Source organism: Streptomyces sp. NPDC092370, assembly GCF_044755265.1.
Taxonomy (GTDB): Bacteria; Actinomycetota; Actinomycetes; order Streptomycetales; family Streptomycetaceae; genus Streptomyces.
The window spans coordinates 98,339-114,037 of record NZ_JBIVQO010000007.1 but is presented as its reverse complement, the minus strand read 5'-3'; the positions used below and the strand labels follow the sequence as shown (position 1 = coordinate 114,037).

General features: G+C 73.1%; 15 protein-coding genes and 2 pseudogenes. 12 read left to right on the top strand and 5 right to left on the bottom strand.

The features are described from left to right. The 4 genes from bioD (at position 1) to ACIQHQ_RS21915 (ending at position 3,397) form a co-directional block, all read left to right on the top strand. A complete protein-coding gene (gene bioD / locus ACIQHQ_RS21930) occupies positions 1 to 726 on the top strand; it encodes a dethiobiotin synthase (protein ID WP_402613754.1) in 726 nt (241 codons plus the stop codon). Positions 727 to 810: 84 nt separating this feature from the next. After that, positions 811 to 1,710 (top strand): class A beta-lactamase, encoded by a 900-nt coding sequence (gene bla / locus ACIQHQ_RS21925; protein WP_402613751.1) that lies wholly within the window; start codon positions 811 to 813, stop codon positions 1,708 to 1,710. Between the two features lies 1 nt (position 1,711). Further along, on the top strand, positions 1,712 to 2,653 hold the full coding sequence (locus ACIQHQ_RS21920; RefSeq protein ID WP_402613748.1) for an endonuclease/exonuclease/phosphatase family protein: 942 nt from the start codon (positions 1,712 to 1,714) through the stop codon (positions 2,651 to 2,653). A gap of 69 nt (positions 2,654 to 2,722) precedes the next feature. Then, a complete protein-coding gene (locus ACIQHQ_RS21915) occupies positions 2,723 to 3,397 on the top strand; it encodes a class I SAM-dependent methyltransferase (protein WP_402613745.1) in 675 nt (224 codons plus the stop codon). A 17-nt stretch (positions 3,398 to 3,414) separates the two neighbouring features. Here ACIQHQ_RS21915 and ACIQHQ_RS21910 read toward each other — a convergent pair. After that, positions 3,415 to 3,786, bottom strand: a pseudogene (locus ACIQHQ_RS21910) (fic family toxin-antitoxin system, toxin component). Between the two features lie 4 nt (positions 3,787 to 3,790). Then, positions 3,791 to 4,027: pseudogene (locus ACIQHQ_RS21905) on the bottom strand (toxin-antitoxin system HicB family antitoxin). Between the two features lie 135 nt (positions 4,028 to 4,162). On the opposite strand from ACIQHQ_RS21905, the gene ACIQHQ_RS21900 reads away from it, so the two are divergent. The 8 genes from ACIQHQ_RS21900 (at position 4,163) to mug (ending at position 13,517) form a co-directional block, all read left to right on the top strand. After that, positions 4,163 to 4,978 (top strand): ABC transporter ATP-binding protein, encoded by an 816-nt coding sequence (locus tag ACIQHQ_RS21900; RefSeq protein ID WP_402613742.1) that lies wholly within the window; start codon positions 4,163 to 4,165, stop codon positions 4,976 to 4,978. Positions 4,979 to 4,982: 4 nt separating this feature from the next. Next, positions 4,983 to 7,550, top strand: a complete 2,568-nt coding sequence (locus ACIQHQ_RS21895; RefSeq protein ID WP_402613740.1) for an ABC transporter permease — start codon at positions 4,983 to 4,985, stop codon at positions 7,548 to 7,550. A gap of 7 nt (positions 7,551 to 7,557) precedes the next feature. Continuing rightward, positions 7,558 to 8,049: a GNAT family N-acetyltransferase gene (locus ACIQHQ_RS21890; RefSeq protein WP_402613737.1), complete on the top strand. Its 492-nt coding sequence runs from the start codon at positions 7,558 to 7,560 to the stop codon at positions 8,047 to 8,049. A gap of 153 nt (positions 8,050 to 8,202) precedes the next feature. Next, a complete protein-coding gene (locus tag ACIQHQ_RS21885; protein ID WP_402613734.1) occupies positions 8,203 to 9,543 on the top strand; it encodes a hemolysin family protein in 1,341 nt (446 codons plus the stop codon). Further along, a complete protein-coding gene (locus ACIQHQ_RS21880; RefSeq protein WP_402613732.1) occupies positions 9,540 to 10,553 on the top strand; it encodes a hemolysin family protein in 1,014 nt (337 codons plus the stop codon). The genes ACIQHQ_RS21885 and ACIQHQ_RS21880 overlap by 4 nt, the downstream gene beginning before the upstream one ends. A gap of 81 nt (positions 10,554 to 10,634) precedes the next feature. After that, a complete protein-coding gene (locus tag ACIQHQ_RS21875) occupies positions 10,635 to 11,414 on the top strand; it encodes an SGNH/GDSL hydrolase family protein (RefSeq protein ID WP_402613729.1) in 780 nt (259 codons plus the stop codon). A 92-nt stretch (positions 11,415 to 11,506) separates the two neighbouring features. After that, positions 11,507 to 12,949, top strand: a complete 1,443-nt coding sequence (gene purB / locus ACIQHQ_RS21870; RefSeq protein WP_402613726.1) for an adenylosuccinate lyase — start codon at positions 11,507 to 11,509, stop codon at positions 12,947 to 12,949. A gap of 22 nt (positions 12,950 to 12,971) precedes the next feature. After that, positions 12,972 to 13,517 carry a G/U mismatch-specific DNA glycosylase gene (gene mug, locus ACIQHQ_RS21865; RefSeq protein WP_402613723.1) on the top strand — a complete coding sequence of 182 codons (546 nt, stop codon included), beginning with the start codon at positions 12,972 to 12,974 and terminating at the stop codon, positions 13,515 to 13,517. 4 nt (positions 13,518 to 13,521) lie between these two features. Here the strand turns inward: mug and ACIQHQ_RS21860 are convergent, their stop codons facing one another. Genes ACIQHQ_RS21860 through ACIQHQ_RS21850 form a run of 3 tightly spaced genes read right to left on the bottom strand, consistent with a single transcriptional unit; the run spans position 13,522 to position 15,657 of the window. Next, positions 13,522 to 13,953 (bottom strand): hypothetical protein, encoded by a 432-nt coding sequence (locus tag ACIQHQ_RS21860; protein WP_402613720.1) that lies wholly within the window; start codon positions 13,951 to 13,953, stop codon positions 13,522 to 13,524. 55 nt (positions 13,954 to 14,008) lie between these two features. Then, positions 14,009 to 14,734, bottom strand: a complete 726-nt coding sequence (locus ACIQHQ_RS21855) for an ABC transporter permease (RefSeq protein ID WP_402613718.1) — start codon at positions 14,732 to 14,734, stop codon at positions 14,009 to 14,011. Between the two features lie 2 nt (positions 14,735 to 14,736). Then, positions 14,737 to 15,657 (bottom strand): ABC transporter ATP-binding protein, encoded by a 921-nt coding sequence (locus ACIQHQ_RS21850; protein ID WP_402613715.1) that lies wholly within the window; start codon positions 15,655 to 15,657, stop codon positions 14,737 to 14,739. Between the last annotated feature and the right edge of the window lie 42 nt (positions 15,658 to 15,699).

The window sequence follows — 15,699 nt, the reverse complement described above, 5'->3', positions numbered from 1 at the left end:
ATGCCGGTACTGATGATCACGGGCACGGGCACGGAGGTCGGCAAGACGGTCGTGACCGCCGCCGTCGCCGCGACGGCGCTGGCGGCCGGCCGGTCGGTGGCCGTGCTGAAGGCCGCCCAGACGGGCGTACGGCCCAACGAGCCGGGCGACGCCGCCGAGGTGGCGCGCCTGGCGGGGCCGGTGACGACGGCCGAACTCGCCCGGTATCCGGATCCCTTGGCCCCGGCCACGGCCGCGCGCCGGGCGGGCCGGGCGCCGGTGCATCCGCACGAGGTCGCGGAGGCCGCCGCCAAGCTGGCCACCGAGCACGACCTGGTGCTGGTCGAGGGAGCCGGCGGGCTCCTCGTACGGTTCGACGCGGCCGGCGGAACCCTGGCGGACGCCGCCCGGCTGCTGTCGGCGCCGGTGCTGGTCGTGGCGCCGGCGGGACTCGGCACCCTGAACGCGACGGAGCTGACGGCGCGTGAACTGCGCTCCCGGGGGCTGGACCTGGCCGGGATCGTGATCGGAAGCTGGCCGGCCGCCCCGGACCTTGCCGCGCGCTGCAATCTCGCGGACCTGCCGGACGTGGCCGGAGCGCCGCTGCTCGGCTCCGTTCCGGCGGGGTCGGCCGCCCTCTCCCCCACTGCCTTCCGGGCGGCCGCGCCGCACTGGCTGGCCCCCCGGCTGGACGGCTCGTGGGACGCGGAGGCGTTCCGGGTACGGGAGGCACCCGAGGCGTGGTGAGGGGCCGGACGGGCACGCGGTGAAACCGGCCCGGACGTGATCGCGTGTTGACCTACGTACGTGATCGCCTCCGAAGGGACCACCTTGTACACGAACGGATCACGCCCGTCCCGCCGCACGGCTCTCGCGCTGGGCACGGCCGCCGCTCTCTCGCTGGGCGGCGGCACGGCCCATGCCTCACCCGGCACCGGTGGTGTCACCGCGCGGCTGCGGGAACTGGAGCGGGAGCACACCGCCCGGCTGGGCGTGTACGCCCGTGACCTGCGCACCGGCCGGACGGTGGCGTACCGGGCCGACGAACGCTTCCCCATGGCCTCGGTGTTCAAGACCCTGGCCGCCGCGGCCGTCCTGCGCGACCTCGACCGCGACGGCGAGTTCCTGGCGCGGCGCCTGCGCTATACCCAGGACTACGTCACGAAGTCCGGGTACTCCCCGATCACCGAGAAGAACGTCACGACCGGCATGACCGTCGGCGAACTGTGCGACGCCACCATCCGCTTCAGCGACAACACCGCGGGCAACCTGCTCCTGAAGGAGCTCGGCGGGCCGACGGCCGTCACGCGCTTCTGCCGCTCGATAGGTGACCGGGTCACCCGGCTCGACCGGTGGGAGCCCGAGCTCAACTCGGCGGAGCCGTGGCGCGCGACCGACACGACCTCCCCGCGTGCCGTCGGCACGACCTACGCCCGGCTCGTGCTCGGCACCGCGCTGGAGCCCCGGGACCGGGCGCGCCTCACGGACTGGCTGCTGCGCAACACCACCAGCACCGAGAAGTTCCGCAAGGCCCTGCCCGCCGACTGGCTGGTCGCCGACAAGACCGGCGGCGGGCGGTACGGCACCAACAACGACGTGGGCGTCGTATGGCCGCCGGACGGCCCGCCGATCGTGCTGTCCGTCCTGACCACCCAGCCGGAGGAGGACGCCGAGGCCGACAACCCGCTGGTGGCGCGGACGGCCGCGCTGCTGGCGGCGGAGCTCGCCTAGGGTGACCGTCGGCGGCAGGTCGCCGTGGGACGTCCGGCTGGTGTGCGGTGCGGCCGGTGCCGCCGCTCTTCAGGCGCTGCACTCCGCCGTGCCCAACGGGGCCGGGCGGCTGGGGAGCCTGCTGGAGACGTTCCTGCCGTGGCTCGGGCTGACCGTGCCCGTGCTCGGCTGCCTCGCGCTGCTCAAGCGGTCGCGAGCGGGGCTCCTCGCCTGCCTGGCGCCCCTGGCCGTGTGGCTCTGGATCTTCGGCGGGATGTGGTTGTCCCCGGCCCGGGCCCCGGGCCCGTACGACCTGACCGTCGTCCAGCACAACGTGGCCGACGACAATGCCGACCCCTCCGGCACCGCACGGGCGCTGCTCGCCGCCCGTGCGGGGCTGGTGGCGGTGCAGGAACTGACCCCCGCCGCGCGATGCGTGTACCAGGACGTCCTGGGCGCCTCGCACCCGCACCGGGCCGTCCACGGCACGGTCGGACTCTGGTCGGTCCATCCCCTGTCGGACGTGCGCCCCGTGGACATCCGGCCCGAGGGCTTCCCGGAGAGCTGGCAGCGGGGCCTGCGGGCCACGGTGTCCGCGCCGGGCGGCGGCGTCACGGTGTACGTGGTCCACCTGCCGTCCGTCCGGCTCGGCCCGGCAGGCCTGGCCTCGGCCGCACGTGACGAGAGTGCGGCCCGGCTCGGAACCCTGGTCGACGACGACCCGGCCGACCGGCTCCTGGTGGTGGGCGACCTCAACGGCACGGTGCAGGACCGCGGTCTCGCCCCGCTCACCTCCCGGCTGCACGCCCCGCCCTCGGGGTTCGCGTTCAGCTGGCCGGCCGCCCTGCCGGTGGCGAGGATCGACCAGGTGCTGGGGAGAGGGGTCGAGGTGGCGCGGGTGTCGGCACTGGAGGAGACCGGTAGCGACCACCGTCCGGTCCTGGCCCGCGTACGCCTGCGGTAGGCGGCAGGGGTGCGCCGGGCCCGTCGCGGGGAGAATCGCGGTAACACCGGCATCGTCAGGGAGGTCCCCATGCCGCTGCGCTCCGGCAAGGTGCCACGGGACGCCGTGCGTCATCCGCTGTTCGCCCGCTGCTACGCCCGGGCCAGTGTGGCCGCCGAGACCCGGATGGGCATGGGGCGGATGCGCGGGAGACTGCTCGGCGGGCTGTCCGGCCGGGTGATCGAGATCGGCGCGGGCAACGGACTGAACTTCGCCCATTACCCGGGCACCGTCGCGGAGGTCGTGGCCATCGAACCGGAGCGGCTGCTGCGGCAGCTGGCCGTGGAGGCCGCGCTGCGCGCCGAGGTGCCGGTGGACGTGGTGCCGGGCGCGGCCGAGGCACTGCCGGTCAAGAGCGAGGGCTTCGACGCCGCGGTGGTGTCGCTGGTGCTGTGCAGTGTGCGGGACGTGCCCCGGGCGCTCGGGGAGCTGCGGCGGGTGCTGCGCCCGGGCGGCGAGGTGCGGTTCTTCGAGCACGGCCGGGGCGGTGGCCGGGCGATGACCCTCACCCAGCACGCGCTGGACCGGACGGTGTGGCCGGTGCTGAGCGGGGGCTGCCACGTGGCGCGGGAGCCGGTGCGGGCACTGCGGGACGCCGGGTTCGAACTCGGCCCTTACCGGCGGGTGCTGATGCCGGCTGAGGGGCCGGCGCTGCCGACCTCGTACTGCGTGCTCGGGACGGCGTGGCGCCCGGTCAGCGGGTGATCACGGCCCACGGGTGATCACAGGCTCCATCGGCGCAGCTCCCGCCCGATGTCCCGGACGGACGCCTCGCCGCTCTTGACCAGCCGGGCGAGGTCGCGGACCTGCTCGGGTGAGGTGACGACCTTGGCGCTGCCGGCGACGAGGTACGCGTAGGCGGCGGAGGCGAAGAGGGCGTTGGAGCGTTCCAGCGCGGGGACGTGGAGCAGGAGCTGGAGCAGGGCGGCGGCGCGGGCGTGCGGGCTGTCGTGGACGGGGACGTCGAACACGGCGGCCCGGTGGCGGGCGACGGCCGCCACGAGGGCTCCCCGGTCGGTGACCTGGGGGTCTTAGGGAGTCTTCTGCTCGGGGAGCATCAGCAGCCAGGCGAGGTCGATCTCGAGGCCGTCCAACGGGTCAGTGGCGACCTTCGCGCGTGCCCTCACGGTCCCCGCCGAACTCCTCGGTGAACGGACTCGCACTGCTTCATGAAGTCCGCGGCGGCCTCCACGAAGGTGTGGCCCACCTCGCCGGTGTCCTGGCGGACCAGCTCCTCGATGTAGCGGTTGACGCTCATCCCGCGGGCCAGGGCCGTTCACGCGCGGCCCGGGCGGTGCCCTCGTCGACGCGCACGTTCAGCTGGGTCTTGGCCATGACTCGAAGCTGGCGCGCGGGTGCCAGCACCGGCAGGAGCGAAGTCCGACCCGCGGAGGATACCGAGTGTGGGCCGGATCACATTACGCTCGGTCGGGGCCAGGAGGTCCTGACGTCCACCCAGAGGAGGCGGCCTTGTCCACACCTGCTGCGGAGCACGCTCCCGGCCTCGCGCCGGCCGACGGGATCGCGGCCCGTGCCCGCGGTCTGACCAAGGCGTACGGCTCGGGCGAGACGGCCGTGCTCGCGCTCGACTCGGTGGACGTGGACGTCGTCCGGGGCCGGTTCACCGCGGTCATGGGGCCCTCGGGTTCCGGGAAGTCCACGCTGATGCACTGTCTGGCGGGGCTCGACACCGTCTCGGCCGGTCAGGTGTGGCTGGGCGACACGGAGATCACGGGGCTGCGGGAGCGCGAGCTGACGCGGCTGCGCCGCGACCGGATCGGGTTCATGTTCCAGTCGTTCAACCTCATCCCGACCCTGAACGCGCTGGAGAACATCACCCTGCCCATGGACATCGCGGGCCGCAAGCCCGACGAGAAGTGGCTGGACCAGGTGATCGACACCCTCGGGCTGAGGGACCGGCTCGGGCACCGGCCGTCGCAGCTCTCCGGCGGGCAGCAGCAGCGCGTGGCCTGCGCCCGGGCCCTTGCCTCCCGGCCCGAGCTGATCTTCGCGGACGAGCCGACCGGCAACCTGGACTCGCGCGCCGGCCTTGAGGTGCTCGCCTTCCTGCGCGAGGCGGTGGACCGGCTCGGGCAGACCGTCGTCATGGTCACCCACGACCCGGGCGCCGCCGCCCACTCCGACCTGGTGCTCTTCCTCGGGGACGGCCGGATCGTCGACGAGATGCGCCGCCCGACGGCGGAGGCGGTCCTGGAGCGGATGAAGAGGTTCGACGTGATCCGCACCCGGTACGAGGACGCTCCGGCGTCACCCGAGGAGAACTGAGCCCGTGCTCAAGGCGACTCTGAGAAGCTTCCTGGCGCACAAGGGGCGGCTGCTGCTCTCGGCGCTCGCCGTCCTGCTGTCCGTCGCGTTCGTGGCGGGGAGCCTGATCTTCTCGGACACCGTCAGCCGCACCTTCGACCGGCTGTTCGCCTCCACGGCGGCCGATGTGACGGTCAGCCCGAAGGAGGGCCTCGACGAGGCGGTGCCCTCCGGCCGGACGGCCACACTGCCGGCCGCGCTCGCCGAACGGGTCCGGCAGCTGGACGGGGTCGCGGCGGCCCGCGCCGACGTGGAGGTGAGCGGCCTCACGGTCGTCGACGAGGAGAACCGGCCGGTGGGCCCGACCACCGGGGCGCCGACGCTCGGCAACGCCTGGAACCCGAACGAGCGCAGTCCCGTGAAGCTGACCTCGGGCCACGCCCCGCGCGGTCCCGCCCAGGCGCTGCTGGACTCCGAGACCGCCGACCGCAGGGATGTGCGCATCGGCGACCGCCTCACCGTCATCGCGCCCCCGGGGTCGTTCGAGGTCCGGGTGGTCGGCATCGTCACGTTCACGACCACCAACCCCGGCTCCGCGCTGATCTACCTCGACACCCCCACCGCGCAGACCAGGCTCCTCGGCCGGCCCGGCACGGCCACCGCCATCTCGGTCGACGCGGCGGAGGGCGTCAGTGACGATCGGCTCAAGCAGCGGGTGGCGGGCGCGCTCGGGGCGCACACCTACGACTTCCGGACGGCCGGCGAGCAGGCCGAGTCGGATGTCGAGCAGCTGGGCGGGTTCCTCGACGTCATCAAGTACGTGATGCTCGGCTTCGCCGGGATCGCCGTGCTGGTGGGCGTGTTCCTCATCGTCAACACCTTCTCCATGCTGATCGCCCAGCGCACCCGGGAGCTGGGGCTGCTGCGCGCGCTCGGCGCCGACCGGCGCCAGGTCCGGCGCTCGGTGCTCACCGAGGCCCTGCTGCTCGGCCTGGTCGGCTCCACGCTGGGGCTGGCCGCGGGCATCGGGCTCGCCGCAGGTCTGATCGCGCTGATGGGCCTGCTCGGCATGAACATCGACGCCGACGAGATGGAGGTCCGCTGGGTGACACCGGTGGCGGCGTACGTCGTCGGGCTCGGCGTCACCTTCGTCGCCGCGTACCTCCCGGCGCGGCGGGCCGCGGGTGTCTCGCCGATGGCCGCGCTCTCGGACGCCGAGGTCGCCGGGGTGGGCCGGCCGCTGAGGATGCGCGCGGTGGCGGGCGGGATCGTCGGTACGGCCGGTGCGGCGGCGCTGGTGGGCTGCGCGGCGTCGGAGCGGACGGCGTCGGCGGCCTCCCTGCTGGGGCTCGGCGTGGTGCTCACCCTGATCGGCACCGTGATCGCCGGGCCGCTGCTGGTGCGCCCGGTGATCCGGGTGCTCGGCGCGGCCTTTCCCGCGCTGTTCGGGTCGATCGGCCGGATGAGCCAGCGCAACGCCCTGCGCAATCCCCGCCGTACCGGCGCCACCGCCGCCGCCCTGATGGTGGGGATCGCCCTGGTCGGCGGCATGTCGGTGGCCAGCGAGTCGATGACCGCCTCGTTCGACCGGCAGATCGACAAGACGCTGGGGGCCGACTTCGTCATCCAGAACACCAACTTCCTGCCGTTCCCGCGGGAGGTCACCGACAAGGTGCGCGGCACCGACGGCGTGGGCCTCGTGGTGCGCGGGCGGTTCACGCCCGTCGCGGTGCGGCTCCCGGACGGCGACCGTGTGGAGACGACCGCCGCGGGCTACGATCCCCGGCTCGACGACGTCGCCAACATCACCTACGTGCGGGGAGACTCCGCGGCCGCGCTGGCGAACGGGCGCCTGGCCATGGACCGGGACTTCGCACGCGACCACGGCGTGCGGGTGGGCAGCACCGTCCCGGTGGAGTTCCAGGGCGGACGCTCGGCCGGGCTGACGGTCGGCGCGCTCACCGACCAGGACTCCGCCGAGGGGTTCGGAAGCCAGGGCGGGCTGTACTTCGGGCTGGGCACCCTGGAGCGGTACGCGCCGGGCGGACAGGACTCCGCGCTGTACGTCAACGCCTCGGGCGGTACGAGCGACGACGACCTGCGCGCGAACCTGGAGAAGACCCTGGAGCCGTATCCGCAGGTCCAGGTACGGGACCTGGCCGACTACAAGCAGCTGGTCCACGACCAGATCGCCGTCCTGCTGTACCTGGTGTACGCGTTGCTGGGGCTGGCGATCATCATCGCGGTGCTGGGCGTGGTCAACACCCTGGCGCTGTCGGTCGTCGAACGCACCAGGGAGATCGGCCTGTTGCGGGCGATCGGGCTGGCCCGGCGTCAGCTGCGGCGGATGATCCGGCTGGAGTCGGTGGTGATCGCCGTGTTCGGGGCGGTCCTCGGGCTCGTCCTGGGGCTGGTGTGGGGTGTGTGCATGCAGCAGGTACTGGCGCTCCAGGGCATGGCGGCCCTGGCGATCCCGTGGCTGACGATCGTGCTGGTGGTGGTCGGCTCGGCGGTGGTCGGGGTCGTGGCGGCGCTGCTGCCCGCGCTGCGCGCGTCCCGCATGAACGTGCTGGCGGCGATCGCGCACGAGTGACGTCCGGATGGTGAAACGGTCTGCCGCGGGCCGGCGCCAGTGGTGTGATCATGGGATGACCGACTTGCACATCCGGGCCGCGACGCCCGAGGACCTCGACGCCGTCCTGGCCTTCTGGAAAGTGGCCGCCGAGGGCACGAGCATCAGTGACGACCGCGGTGGCGTGGAGCGGCTGGTCGTACGCGACCCCGAGGCGCTGATCCTCGCGGAACGCGGCGGCGAGCCGGTGGGCACGGTGATCGCCGGGTTCGACGGCTGGCGCTGTCATCTGTACCGGCTGGCCGTGCACCCGGACCACCGCCGCCAGGGCATCGCGTCCGCGCTGCTCGCCGCCGCGGAGGAGCGGTTCGCGCGGCTCGGCGGGCGCCGCGCGGACGCGATGGTGCTCACCCGCAACGAGACCGCGCACCGGGCGTGGGGCGCCGCCGGGTACGGGCCCGAGGAGCAGTGGCGGCGCTGGGTGAAGCCGCTCACCGGCCAGACGCCCCCGGCCTCGTGATCGGCCGGGGAAGGGTTTTACCCATCCTTTACCCTTGAGTGGCCACTCGGTCTGCATGAAAGGTTGTGAGCGTCCGCCCATGGGCGAGCCTCCCCGTGCGCGACACCGCGCGTTCCGCCCCCTCCTGGACAACCATGGAACGGGGGTGAACCGATGACCGAAGTACTCCTCCTGCTGGCGGCGATCCTGCTCTCGCTCGCCTGCGGCGCCTTCGTGGCGGCCGAGTTCTCGCTCACCACGGTCGAGCGCGCCGAGCTGGAGCGGGCCGTCGAGCGCGGCGAACGGGGTGCGCAGGGCGCGCTGAAGGCCGTACGGAATCTGACGTTCCAGCTCTCCGGGGCGCAGCTCGGCATCACGGTCACGAACCTGGTGGTCGGCATGCTCGCCGAGCCGTCGATCGCCGCCCTGATCGCCGGGCCACTGGAGGGCCTCGGCCTCTCGCGTGCGGCGTCCCACAGCGTCGCGCTGGTGCTGGGCACGGCCGCGTCGACGGTGTTCCTGATGGTCGTCGGCGAGCTGGTGCCCAAGAACTGGGCGATCTCCTCGCCGCTGGCGGTCGCCAAGACCGTGGGCAACGCGCAGCGCTGGTTCAGCGCCGCGTTCCGGCCCTTCATCACGCATCTCAACAACACGGCGAACCGGGTCGTGCGGCGCATCGGTGTCGAGCCCGCCGAGGAGCTCGCCTCGGCGCGCGGGCCCCAGGAGCTGGCGGCCCTCGCCCGCCACTCCGCCAAGGAGGGCGCCCTGGAGCCCGACACCGCCGAACTGTTCGTGCGGACCCTGAACCTCGCCGATCTGACCGCGGAGAACGTGATGACGCCCCGGGTGCAGGTCGTCGCCCTGGAGGTGCAGGCGACTCTGGAGGACGTGGCGAACGCGACCCGCGCGACCGGCCTGTCCCGGTTCCCCGTCTACCGCGGGACGCTCGACTCGGTCGTCGGGACGGCCCACGTCAAGGACGTGCTGGCGGTGCCGGCCGAGCGCCGCACGCGGATCTACGTCTCCGAGCTGATGCGCGAGCCGCTGCTGGTCCCGGAGACGCTCACCGTCGACCGGCTCCTGGACCGGCTCTCCGGCAAGCGCACGATGGCCGTCGTGATCGACGAGTACGGCGGCACGGCGGGCGTGGCCACGCTGGAGGACATCGTCGAGGAAGTCGTCGGCGAGGTGCGCGACGAACACGACCCGCACGAGACCCCCGACCTGGCCCCGGCCGGCACGGACGAGGCCGGACACCCGCTGTACTCGGCCGACGGCTCCGCGCGCGTGGACCACCTGGAACGCGTCGGGCTGCGCGCCCCGGAGGGTCCCTACGAGACGCTCGCCGGGCTGGTGGCCACGGTGCTCGGCCGGATACCGGCCGCCGGTGACACCCTCGAGGTGGCCGGCTGGCACCTGGAGGTGCTCGACGCCACGGGCCGCCGGGCCGCCCGGGTCCGGTTGCGCGCCCCCCACGACGACCGCAGGCCCGATGAGAAGGGGGTGGAGCTGTGACCGCCGTCCAGCTGCTGATCGGATTGGCGACGCTGGTCGTCAACGCCTTCTTCGTCGGCGCCGAGTTCGCGCTGATCTCGGTGCGCCGCAGCCAGATCGAGCCCCACGTCGACCGGGGCGACCGGCGCGCCAAGAGCGTGCTGTGGGGCCTGGAGCACGTGTCCGCGCTGATGGCGGCGGCCCAGCTCGGCATCACCCTGTGCACGCTGGTTCTGGGCGTCGTGGCCGAACCGGCGATCGCGCATCTGCTGGAGCCGGCGTTCCACGCGGTGGGCGTGCCCGAAGGGGCGGGCCACGCGGTGTCCTTCGTGATCGCGCTGGCCCTGGCGACGTATCTGCACATGCTGCTCGGCGAGATGGTGCCGAAGAACATCGCGCTGGCCGAGCCGGTGCGCAGCGCGCTGGCGCTCGGACCGCCCCTGGTGGCGGTGTCCCGGGCGCTGCGCCCGGTGATCTTCACCGTGAACGCCTTCGCCAACGCGCTGCTGAAGCTGCTGCGCGTGGAGGCCCGGGAGGAGGTCACCGCCTCCTACTCGGACGCGGAGATCGCGCAGATCGTGAAGGACTCCAGCGAGGCAGGTCTGATCGACGACCGGGCCCAGGAGCGGCTGCGCGACGCGCTGGAGCTGGGCCGCCGTCCGGTGCGGGACGTGGTGCTGCCGCTGGAGCGCGTGGTGTACGCGCGCGTCGGCATCACACCCGAGGAGCTGGAGCGGCTGTCGGCGGAGTCCGGGTTCTCCCGCTTTCCGGTGGTGGACGACGGGCGGCGGATCGTGGGCTATCTCCATGTGAAGGACGCCCTGGAGGCCGTCGGGCGGGACGTGTCGTTCCGGCTGCGCGACATGCGGCCCATCGCGCGCGTGGTGGAGCGCACACCGCTGGACGACGTCCTGACGGCGATGCGGGGCAGCCGTACGCACCTGGCCGCCGTCGTCGGGGCGGACGGGCGGATGGCCGGGCTGGTGACCATGGAGGACGTGCTGCGGGAGCTGTTCGGCCAGCGGGCGTGAAACGGGGGGCCCGGAGCCCTGCCCGGGCCCCGGAGGCCGACCGACTGCTAGGTATGTGCACGGGATACCATTTCCGTCGCCATGCAGACGAACCCCACCTACAGCAGCCTGGTCGCGGTCGGCGACTCCTTCACCGAGGGCATGTCGGACCTGATGCCGGACGGCACCTACCGGGGCTGGGCCGACCTGCTCGCCGCGAAGATGGCGGCCCGCGCGCCCGGCTTCCGGTACGCCAACCTCGCCGTGCGCGGCAAGCTGATCCGGCAGATCGTCGACGAGCAGGTCGACGTCGCGGCGGGCATGGGCGCCGACGTGATCACCCTGGTCGGCGGGCTCAACGACACCCTGCGGCCCAAGTGCGACATGGGCCGGGTGCGCGGGCTCCTGGAGGAGGCCGTGGAGAAGCTGGCCCCGGCGTGCCGGCAGCTGGTCCTGATGCGCAGCCCGGGCCGGCAGGGCCCCGTCCTGGAGCGGTTCCGGCCGCGTATGGAGGAGCTGTTCGCCTGCGTCGACGAGCTGGCCGCCCGGCACGGCGCGATCGTCGTCGACCTGTACGGCGCTCCGTCCCTGAGCGACCCGCGGATGTGGGACGTGGACCGGCTGCACCTGACGGCCGAGGGCCACCGCCGGGTCGCGGAGGCGGTGTGGCAGACGCTGGGCTACGACCCCGAGGACGCCGAATGGCACACGCCGATGCCCGCGGCGCTGCCGCCGGGCTGGGTCATGCGCCGTGTGGCGGACGCGCGCTTCGCCCGGCAGCACCTGCTGCCGTGGATAGGCCGCCGCCTGACGGGCCGCTCCTCGGGCGACGGCATGCCCCCGAAGCGGCCGGAGCTGCTGCCGTACGAGGACCCGGCGTAGCCGCAGGTGGAGACGGCCGCGACGCTCTCGTAGGTTCCGACAAGGACACCCGCGGCGCTGGCCTGCACGAATCGCCAGTAGAATCCGTGCACGTGACTTCCGCTCCCGCCAAGCCCCGCATCCCGAACGTCCTCGCCGGACGCTACGCCTCCGCCGAGCTCGCCACGCTCTGGTCGCCCGAGCAGAAGGTGAAGCTGGAGCGGCAGCTCTGGCTCGCCGTGCTGCGGGCCCAGAAGGACCTCGGGATCGAGGTGCCGGACGCGGCGCTCGCCGATTACGAGCGTGTCCTCGACACCGTCGACCTCGCCTCGATCGCCGAGCGCGAGAAGGTCACGCGGCACGACGTGAAGGCGCGGATCGAGGAGTTCAACGACCTCGCCGGGCACGAGCACGTGCACAAGGGCATGACCTCCCGCGACCTCACCGAGAACGTCGAGCAGCTCCAGATCCGCCTCTCGCTGGAACTGGTGCGCGATCGCACGGTCGCCGTCCTGGCCCGGCTCGGCAAGCTGGCCGGTGAGTACGGCGAGCTGGTCATGGCCGGCCGCTCGCACAACGTCGCCGCTCAGGCCACCACCCTCGGCAAGCGCTTCGCCACCGCCGCCGACGAACTGCTCGTCGCCTACGGCCGCGTCGAGGAGCTGCTGGGCCGCTACCCGCTGCGCGGGATCAAGGGCCCGGTCGGCACCGCGCAGGACATGCTGGACCTGCTGGGCGGGGACGCCGCGAAGCTCGCGGACCTGGAGCAGCGGATCGCCACGCACCTGGGCTTCTCGCAGGCCTTCACCTCGGTCGGCCAGGTCTACCCGCGCTCGCTGGACTACGAGGTCGTGACGACACTGGTGCAGCTGGCGTCGGCCCCGTCGTCGCTGGCGAAGACGATCCGGCTGATGGCCGGGCACGAGCTGGTCACCGAGGGCTTCAAGCCCGGCCAGGTCGGCTCCTCGGCGATGCCGCACAAGATGAACACCCGTTCCTGCGAGCGCGTCAACGGCCTGATGGTGATCCTGCGCGGCTACGCCTCGATGACCGGTGAGCTGGCGGGCGACCAGTGGAACGAGGGCGACGTGTCCTGCTCGGTGGTGCGCCGGGTCGCGCTGCCGGACGCGTTCTTCGCTCTGGACGGTCTGCTGGAGACGTTCCTGACGGTGCTCGACGAGTTCGGCGCGTTCCCGGCGGTCGTCGCCCGGGAGCTGGACCGCTACCTGCCGTTCCTCGCCACCACGAAGGTACTGATGGGCGCCGTGCGCGCGGGCGTCGGCCGGGAGCTGGCGCACGAGGCGATCAAGGAGAACGCCGTCGCCTCCGCGCTCGCCATGCGTGAGCAGGGCGCCGAGCGCAACGAGCTGCTCGACAAGCTGGCCGCCGACGCGCGCATCCCGCTGGACCGCGACCGGCTGGACGCGCTGATGGCCGACAAGCTGTCCTTCACCGGCGCCGCGGGCGATCAGGTCGCCGCCGTGGTCGCACGGGTCGAGGAGATCGTGAAGCAGCACCCCCAGGCCGCGGGCTACACGCCCGGGGCGATCCTCTGACGCGCCGGCCGGGTAGCCGACGGTGCCGCGTTTCACGCCCGAGGAGCTTCAGGCCGCCCGCGACCGCCTCGTGCCCGACGTGGTCGCGGAGGGCCTGCGGGTCCTGTTCTGCGGCATCAATCCCGGTCTGATGACGGCCGCGACGGGCCATCACTTCGCCCGCCCTGGCAACCGCTTCTGGCCGGCGCTGCACCGGTCCGGGTTCACGCCGCGGCTGCTGAAGCCGTCGGAGCAGGAGGAGTTGCTGTCGTACGGGCTCGGCATCACCAACGTCGTGGCGCGGGCCTCGGCCCGGGCCGACGAACTGAGCGCCACGGAGTACCGGGAGGGCGGGCGGCTGCTCGCGGCGAAGGTCGAACGGCTGCGGCCGCGCTGGCTGGCCGTCGTGGGGGTGACCGCGTACCGCGCCGCGTTCGACGACCGCACGGCCCGGGTGGGGCCGCAGTCGCGGACGATCGGCGACACGCGCGTGTGGGTGCTGCCCAATCCGAGCGGGCTGAACGCGCACTGGACGCTGGAGACGATGGCGGAGGAGTTCGGACGGCTGCGGGAAGCAGCCGAGGACTGATCCGCTACGGCGGGTCCGTCTCCGTGATCAGGGCCAGCAACTGCACCTCCCGCGAGGGGTCCCGGTCCCCGACCGCCACGGCGACCCAGCGGCCCGTGCCCTCCACCTCCCACAGGTGGGCCACGCTCGCTCGCGCGCTCAACTCGGCCCAGGGGCGGGGCACCTCCTCCCCTTCCGTGCGCAGCAGGACGGTCTGCAGGTTGTACGGCGCGGTGTCGCCCCAGCGGGAGGCGAGGAGCTCGTAGACGGCGTCCCGGCCCTTCTCGTACTGGTCGATCGTCACCGCGCGGGCCGCCGGGTCGCCGTCCGTCGCGGCTTCTAACACCGCGATGTGGTGACCGGGTCCCGAGACACCGACGTCCGACGGGCCGTGCTCCGCCGGAAAGGGGCGGTAGCACAGCTCGTCGATGAGAGCGATGTGCCGTGCGATGTTCATGGCTCCAGTAAACCCGCCCCCACTGACACTTGGCGGGGCATCATCCGGCTCGCCGTCAGGCATCCCGGCGCCGCAGGCTCCAGGCCCCGGCCAGCAGGGCGGCGGCCGTCCACAGCGCGGTCACCGCGAGCCCCGACCACGGCCCGAGGGTGCCGTCGTAGGACTCCCTGAGGACGAGCTGCCCCGCCTTGTCGGGCAGGAAGTCGGCCACGGTGCCCGTCGCGTCGCCGATCACGAAGGACACGACGAGGACGAACGGCACCAGCAGGGAAAGGGTGGCCACGCCGCTGCGCAGCAGGGCGGCGACTCCGGCGGCGAACAGGGCCATCAGCATGAGGTAGACGCCGCAGCCCACGACTCCGCGCACCTGCTCTCCGGTGCCGAGTCCGTCGGCCGCCGATCCGAGCCCCGCCCGGGCGACGAGCAGCGCGGCCAGAGCGGTCACCCACCCCACCAGCAGGGTCGGTGCGGCGATGACGGCAGCCTTGGCCGCGAACCACCGGCCGCGCCGCGGAACCGCGGCGAGCGAGAGCCGCAGCGCTCCCGACCGGAACTCCGACGACACGGCCAGGGCCCCGAAGGAGACGGCCGCGATCTGGCCCGGTACGACGCCGGACAGCGCCGTGAACAGCGGATCGAACCCCGGGTCCGACGTGCCGGAGACACCGGCGATCGCTGAGAACGCCGTGGTCGCGGCGAACAGGGCGAGCAACGCTCCGGGGAGCGATCGCAGCGTGCGGATCTTCAGCCACTCGGAGCGGACGACGGGCGTGAGCTGCATGGTCAGGCCTCCTGTGGCTGCGCGGTGAACTCGGCTTCAGCCGAGGTGAGATCGAAATAGGCCTGTTCCAACGTGCCCTCCTCGGGCGCGAGTTCCAGGACCGGCACGCCCGCGTGGGAGGTGAGGCGGCCGATGTCGTCCACGCGTGCGTGGTCCACGGTCCAGTGCCCGTCCACGTGTTCCACGGCCTCGTGGCCGTGCTCCGCGAGCGCGCTCCTCAGCGCCACGGGGTCGCTCGTGCGGACACGTACTCGGGGCCGCACGCGTGCGTGGATGAACTCCCGCATCGGGGTGTCGGCCAGCAGTCGCCCCCGGCCGAGGACGACGAGGTGGTCCGCGAAGGACGCGGTCTCGTTCATCAGGTGGCTGGAGACCAGGACCGTGCGTCCCTCCCCCGCGAGCCGGCGCAGCAGCTGCCGGACCCACACGATGCCTTCGGGGTCGAGCCCGTTGGACGGCTCGTCCAGCATGACCACCTCGGGGTCGCCCAGCAGGGCGGCGGCGATGCCCAAGCGCTGGCGCATGCCCAGGGAGTACGTCCGCACCCGGCGCCGGGCCACCGACGCCAGGCCCGTCTCCTCCAGTACCTCGTCGACCCGGCGGTCCGGGATGCGGTTGCTCACCGCCAGGACACGGAGGTGGTCGCGAGCGCTGCGGGAGCCGTGCGCGGCCTGTGCGTCGAGCAGAGCGCCGACGTGCCGCAGGGGTTCGCGCAGGGCCGGGTAGGCGCGGCCGCCGACCGTGGCGGAACCGGTGGTCGGCCGGTCGAGGCCCAGCACCAGTCGCATGGTGGTGGACTTGCCGGCGCCGTTGGGGCCGAGGAAGCCAGTGACGCGGCCGGGCAGCACCCGGAAGGTGAGGCAGTCCACGGCTCGTTTACCGCCGTACTCCTTGGTGAGGTTCTGGACTTCGATGCTGGTCATGGCAGCAGCCTGACCGTTCATCTGGGGCGGGGCCTCCCCCGG

Excerpts from the sequence above, each read along its gene's own strand:
- ACIQHQ_RS21875 (WP_402613729.1), top strand. The coding sequence starts at position 10,635 with ATGCAGACGAACCCCACCTACAGCAGCCTGGTCGCGGTCGGCGACTCC.
- ACIQHQ_RS21850 (WP_402613715.1), bottom strand. The coding sequence starts at position 15,657 with ATGACCAGCATCGAAGTCCAGAACCTCACCAAGGAGTACGGCGGTAAA.
- bioD (WP_402613754.1), top strand. The coding sequence starts at position 1 with ATGCCGGTACTGATGATCACGGGCACGGGCACGGAGGTCGGCAAGACG.
- ACIQHQ_RS21885 (WP_402613734.1), top strand. The coding sequence starts at position 8,203 with ATGACCGAAGTACTCCTCCTGCTGGCGGCGATCCTGCTCTCGCTCGCC.
- ACIQHQ_RS21915 (WP_402613745.1), top strand. The coding sequence starts at position 2,723 with ATGCCGCTGCGCTCCGGCAAGGTGCCACGGGACGCCGTGCGTCATCCG.
- ACIQHQ_RS21860 (WP_402613720.1), bottom strand. The coding sequence starts at position 13,953 with ATGAACATCGCACGGCACATCGCTCTCATCGACGAGCTGTGCTACCGC.
- ACIQHQ_RS21855 (WP_402613718.1), bottom strand. The coding sequence starts at position 14,734 with ATGCAGCTCACGCCCGTCGTCCGCTCCGAGTGGCTGAAGATCCGCACG.
- ACIQHQ_RS21890 (WP_402613737.1), top strand. The coding sequence starts at position 7,558 with ATGGTGAAACGGTCTGCCGCGGGCCGGCGCCAGTGGTGTGATCATGGG.